General features: G+C 60.3%; 6 protein-coding genes and 2 pseudogenes. 6 read left to right on the forward strand and 2 right to left on the reverse strand.

Translation table 11 applies throughout. The features are described 5' to 3' along the window. Together AB4112_RS35730 and AB4112_RS35735 are read right to left on the reverse strand one after the other, a co-directional pair. A partial coding sequence (locus tag AB4112_RS35730; RefSeq protein WP_441726288.1) for an IS3 family transposase occupies positions 1 to 181 on the reverse strand: 181 nt, incomplete at its 3' end. Between the two features lie 198 nt (positions 182 to 379). Continuing rightward, positions 380 to 787, reverse strand: a complete 408-nt coding sequence (locus tag AB4112_RS35735) for a transposase (protein WP_441727192.1) — start codon at positions 785 to 787, stop codon at positions 380 to 382. Between the two features lie 6 nt (positions 788 to 793). Here AB4112_RS35735 and AB4112_RS35740 point away from each other — a divergent pair. The 6 genes and pseudogenes from AB4112_RS35740 to AB4112_RS35765 form a co-directional block, all read left to right on the forward strand. After that, positions 794 to 941 (forward strand): annotated as a pseudogene (locus AB4112_RS35740) (IS5/IS1182 family transposase); the annotation flags it as partial. A gap of 412 nt (positions 942 to 1353) precedes the next feature. Beyond that, positions 1354 to 1725 (forward strand): hypothetical protein, encoded by a 372-nt coding sequence (locus AB4112_RS35745; protein WP_441727194.1) that lies wholly within the window; start codon positions 1354 to 1356, stop codon positions 1723 to 1725. A gap of 27 nt (positions 1726 to 1752) precedes the next feature. Next, positions 1753 to 2559, forward strand: a pseudogene (locus AB4112_RS35750) (condensation domain-containing protein); the annotation flags it as partial. 484 nt (positions 2560 to 3043) lie between these two features. Continuing rightward, positions 3044 to 3256 (forward strand): MbtH family protein, encoded by a 213-nt coding sequence (locus AB4112_RS35755; RefSeq protein ID WP_441727196.1) that lies wholly within the window; start codon positions 3044 to 3046, stop codon positions 3254 to 3256. 148 nt (positions 3257 to 3404) lie between these two features. Next, positions 3405 to 3995: a YcjF family protein gene (locus AB4112_RS35760; protein ID WP_441727198.1), complete on the forward strand. Its 591-nt coding sequence runs from the start codon at positions 3405 to 3407 to the stop codon at positions 3993 to 3995. Positions 3996 to 4320: 325 nt separating this feature from the next. Then, the coding region (locus AB4112_RS35765; protein WP_441727200.1) for a condensation domain-containing protein at positions 4321 to 5829 on the forward strand (1509 nt) is incomplete at its 3' end.

Raw genomic sequence — 5829 nt, forward strand, 5'->3', positions numbered from 1 at the left:
CACAGCTGGTCGGGCGCGGTCGGATCAGGCGGCGCGCCAGGTTGGGCCAGATCGGCCAGCCGTGGCGCGTATCCGTCGTCGGTGCCCGGAAGGCCGCGCGCCTGAGGCACAACAGGTTATCCTCGCGCATCAACCGCAGCACCCGCTTGCGGTTGACCGCCCAGCCCTCGCGCCGCAGCATCTCCCCGATCCCGGCGGTAGCCGCAGAACCGGTGGGCCAGCGCCAGGCGCTGGATCGCATCCCTGAGCGCGGTTTCCTCCCGCCGCGGCTCGCCGGCCGCCCAGCCGCGGTGGTAGGCCGCGCGGATCAGCCCCGCCAGGGCGCACATCCGCTCCACCGACAGCGACATCGCCGCCGGCGCCCCGCCTTGCCGCCGCGTCATCGCCTGGATGAGGGCGAAGACGCTGTCGCGCCAGCCCTTTCGCTCGGCCGGCGTGACGCCTCGATCTGCCGCAAGGCTCGCTTGAAAAAATCCATCTCCAGCTGCTGCTGGCCCACCTTGCGGCGCAGCTGCTCGATCTGCCACCGCGCCTCGGCCAGATCATTGGCCCGACCGGCCGCCAGCCGCGCTGCCGACAGCTTCGGCGCCTCCGCCTTGCTCGGCCGCCCCCGCAGCCGCAGCGCCTCCGGCCCGCCCAGCCGGTAATCATCCCGCCACCGGTACAGGATCGCTCGCTTGATCTCGAGCTCCCGCGCCAGCGCGCTGACGTTCTCTCCGGCCTCGATCCGCCGCACCGCCCCCAGCTTGAACTCCCGGCTGAAGGTCCGGCTCTCCCGCTTGGACATCGGTTCTCGGTTCTGGCCCATCCGCGGGTGAAGCTGCTGCTGTCGAGAGACCGTTGCTCGGTCAGCGGCACGTTGATCGAGGCCTGGGCGCCGGTGAAGAGCGTCAACCCGAAGGATGGGTCGGGCGAGCCCCCGGCCGAGGGTGGCGGGCGCAAACAGCGACGAGGCCATCCTCAAAGCCAAACCAGCCAATTATTCAACAGCTTGTCGGTGCCGGCCCGGCGACCCCGCCGGGTTGCCAGACGCTCCGCGTGTGGCACGGCGCGCTTTGACTATAGCTGGGCGCACGGTCTGGCGCAGCTGCACGCCGCAAATCCTCGGCCAGCCTTGTCACCGTCGGCTGGCCATCGGATGCGAATCCTCTCCCCGAGAACCCCAAGTAACATCATGATGCGCAAAAATGAAGAAAAGAACCAAATTATTGTAATAACCCTATCCGTCCATTACGTGACAACGGCCCTTGCATAGGCTCCAGAGCCCATATAGGCTTCCGACTGTAAGTGAGTTGTAGAGATTTTCGGTAAATTTTTAACTATTGCGTCTTGCCAGTCTGACCGTATGTTGGCATGGGCGAGAAGTCAGTGTTGCAATTAGTTGGTGCGAACAATGTCAAGTTCTCGCCGCTACCAATGGCTCCGACGGCCAGCGTGGCGAAGAAGCAGGGAGAGAAAGAGGCGCTGCGATATTGGTTCGTGCTGCGCCGACTTCATCCGGTGATTCCAGGAGAGGGTCGCAACGATCTCAGAGAGATCGATGCGACGCTGAGCTGGCGCTGTTCTCGAACGCCACGGTGGTGGCGATCGGAAACGGCGCATCGGGGTGGTTTTGGGTGGACGCTACAGGGCTGGCACCGCCTTCCCTGCGCCGCCCGGTTTTACTTTTGTGGCATGTTTATCCTCGCCTATCGCATCGGCCACGCCGCCAGCGTCAAATTTTAAGTCGGGAATCCGTTCGCCATGAATGATATGCATCAGACGCATTTTCCTCTGACGACGGCGCAGTCGGAGATCTGGCTGGCGGAGACGCTGACTCCCGGAACGGCGCAGTACAATATCGCCGAGTATCTGGAGATCCACGGACCGATCGATCCTGTTCTGTTCGAGGTGGCGCTACGGCAGGTGGTGGGCGATGCCGAAAGCCTGCACCTCCGATTCATCAACGACGACGGTGACGGGCCGCGACAGATCCTGGACAGGACTGCCGACTGGCCATTTCCAGTGATCGATATCAGCGGCGAACCTGATCCTCAGGCGGCGGCCGAGAGCTGGATGCAGGCCGACCTGGCGAAGCCGAGGGACCTGATTGGCGGCCCGCTCTTCGCGTATGTCCTGTTCCGAGCCGGCTCCAACCGGTTCTTTTGGTACCAACGCAATCATCACCCGATCATAGACGGTTTCGGCGGTGGGTTGATCGCGCGCCGGCTGGCCGACGTCTACGCGGCGACGGTCGAAGGGCGAGAGCCGGGGCCGAGCCCGTTCGGCTCGTTCCAGAACCTGCTCGCGGCGGACGCCGAGTATCGGATTTCAGAGGTCTTCCTCCGGGACCGACAATACTGGCAGGAGCGCTTTGCCGACCGGCCGGATCCGGTGAGCCTCGCAGGACGCAGAATGCCGGCCGGCGGCATTCTGCGTCGCCAGACTCGTCTGTCGCCGGAGACCAGCACCGCGCTGCGGGTGCTCGCGCGCGATGCCGGCACCACTCTGCCGCAGCTGCTGACCGCCCTGGCCATGACCTATCTCCACCGAATGACCGGCACTACTGACCTTGTCGTAGGCTCTCCCACGCGGCCGGAGGTCGATCAGCCCCAACCAAACGACCACGACATATTGGCTGTCCTGATGGAGGATTTCGACGGCCCGCTGATCGACCTCAGTGAGGGGCCGCTGTCATTCGCCCGTGTCAAAGAGCACTTCCTCACCCGCCCGGGAACTCCCCTGGCCAGCTTCGACGATGATGTTCTCGAGCGGATGTTTGCGAACCTCCGGGTCAGCCCGGGTCTCCTCAAGACATTTGTCCCCGCTATCGTCAGCAGCGACGTGTTGCTCTTCCGGGCAACCCTCGTGGAGAACGAGGAGAACCTGAGCTCGCCCGACACCTGGCAGCCCTGTGTAAAGGGCCGCATCATCGCCCATGACGTCGCCTGCCAGCACGGCAGGATGATGCGGCCAGATGCCTCGCCCGGATCGGCCCGATCCTCGCCGCCGCGCTCGATCAGACGAGACACACTACGACTTCATCAAGAGAGGAACCTTTGCCATGACCAATCCATTCGAAACCGAAGACGGCAGCTTTTTGGTGCTTGTCAACGACGAGGGACAACATTCCCTATGGCCGGCCTACATCGACGTTCCCGCCGGCTGGGTCACAACCTTCGGACCGGACTCCCGTGCCACCTGCCTGTCCCATATCGAAACGCATTGGACCGACATGCGGCCAGATAGCCTCATCAATGCAATGGAGGCGCAGTAAGAAGACGAAGTGGTTGAGATTCGTGCGCAAGCGGCTCTAGGATGGGACCTTCGTCCTTAAGACACTCAGAATCCTACGCCGCAAGCTATATCAAGGTCGCGTTATACGGTGACTCTCAACTCGATATCAACCGGATGGAGAATTTGAGATGGCCAATTCAACTGGAAATAAGATCGATGCCGACGACGCGGATGCGGCCGGCCCCGATCCCGTAGCCGCTGCAGCAACGGTCGAGACACCAGAAGAGCTTCTCAGGGGGCGGCGTGCAGGGGCAGAAAAGATCGTTCAGAATTATACTTTGATGAGTGCAGGTTCGGGCCTGATCCCGATCCCGATGATTGACGCCGCCGCCAATCTGATTATCCAGCTTGCGATGCTGCGGCGGTTATCGAAGCATTACGACGTACCATACTCCGAGAACCTCGGGAAGGCAGCGATTGTTGCGCTGTTTTCCAGCATCGGCGGTATCGGGGCTGCGAGATCGATCGCAGGCAGTGTGGTGAAGGTGGTCCCGTTTTTCGGTGCCATTCTGGGCGCAGCAAGCGTGCCTGTGACCTATGGCGCCTTTACCTTTGGCGTCGGCAAGGTGTTCACCCAGCATTTTGAATCGGGTGGAACCTTTGTTGATTTCCGGCAGGAAACATATCGCAAGTATTTTGAGGATATGTTCAGTCGGGGAAAATCTATAGTTAAGAGAGGTAAATCCACGATCACTGGAGCCGCAGCGGAAGTGGCGTAAGATCAATTCGGGGAATCGGACGCGATCGGGTATTGGGACGCAACTCTTTTTGCGCCTTTTTGATCGGTCCGGTCCCAATGTTCATTGTGTTGTATCTCTTTTGATCCTGCGGGGCCGTTCGGAGGCCGCACTGTGATAGGTCGCGGTCTGTTCGATTTCGAATCACATGTCTGGCAGATTTGCGCGTTGCTGATGTCCCGGACGGCTGTGCATTGGCCACTTTTGCCGCTATGCCATCGTTCATTCCCACCCGTCCGGCAGCGCGCTCTTCTGGATGACATCTGATCGCCGTCGGCGGCATCCGAATGCAGTTGAGAGGATGATTTTGGACGCTTTAACGGACCGTTGCTGGCCATTGACCGCGGTGCAACGCGAGATCTGGCTCTCACAGCAACTCGATCCTCAGAATGCCAAATACAATATCGCCGAGTATCTGAGGATAAGCGGACATATCGATATTTTCGCTTTCCAGGCTGCCGTAAAAACTAGGTTGTCTGAGATCGAGGTGCTTAGAACTCGCTTTATTAAGGACAATGATCATGAAATTGCACAAATATTGTTGCCATATCTAGAATGGAAGATGCCATTTTTTGATTATAGTGCTGAACATGATGCTGATGAGCGGGCCATGCAGTGGATGGCCACCGATCTGTCCAGGCCACTCGATCTGACTGCCGATGCGTTATTTACATTTGTCTTGTTCAAAATTGGCGATGGCGAGTTCGTTTTCTATCAAAAATTGCATCACATCGTGATGGACGGGCATAGTGCATCCGTGTTCACGCAGCGATTGGGCGAGCTCTACAACCAGATATTGTCGCGATCTTTCGAGCCGGCGGCGTTCGGATTCTTGCAAGAGATCCTTGAACGGGATCGCAAATACCGGGGGTCCGAGCAGTGTGCGGCTGATCGTCGATTCTGGCTCGACCGTCTCGACGGCAGAGCCGAGGTCGTCTCCTTGGGCGCCGGATCGGCGGAGCCGGGATCCTCGTTTCTGCGTGAGACGTGCTTGCTTTCCGCGCCCGAGTTCAACGCACTTTCGGCCGTTGCGACCGGGGCGGGGGCAAGCTGGCCACAGCTGCTCATCGCCGCATCGGCAGTTTATCTCAGCCGGGTAACCGGCGAGGAGTGTGTGAGCCTTGGATTGCCCGTTCTCGGACGACGCGGCGCCCTGGAGCGAAAAATCATCGGCAGTCTATCGAATGTCTTGCCTCTCCGAATTAAAGTCGATCGGCAATCGTCGTTCGTAAGTATTGTAAATAAAGTTACTGCCGAAGTCCGGTCGATGCTCCGACATCAATCCTATCGGGCGGAGGATCTCATCCGGGAGCTTCGCTCGATCGGCGGTGGGGCGAGGCTTTATGGGCCGACAATCAATGTCATGCAGTTTGACTATGAACTGCGATTTGGCGAGGCGGTCGCAACGCTTCGCAATCTCGCTCACGGGCCGGTCGAGGATCTCACGATTGCTCTCTATTCTTCGTCACAGCAGGAGGGACTCCGCATCGATTTTGACGCGAATCCGGAAAATTATGGAGCTGTCGAGGTCGCCGAGCACCAGCGACGCTTCCTGAGGCTGCTGGGGTCGGTGGTGTCGGATCCATCGCAGTCGGTGGGCCGGATCGAGCTTCTGGATGCGGAGGAGCGGTCCCGTCTGCTGTCGGGTTGGAATGGGACGGATCGGGCGGTGCCTGGCGGGACGGTGCCGGATCTGTTCGAGGCGCAGATGCGCCGGACGCCGGATGCGGTGGCGCTGGAGCATGGCGGTGAGGTGGTGAGCTATGCGGAGCTGAACCGCCGTGCGAACCGGCTGGCGCATGTGCTGATCGGCCGG

Source organism: Inquilinus sp. 2KB_23 (assembly GCF_052115705.1).
In the GTDB taxonomy this organism is placed as follows: Bacteria; Pseudomonadota; Alphaproteobacteria; order DSM-16000; family Inquilinaceae; genus Inquilinus; species Inquilinus ginsengisoli_A.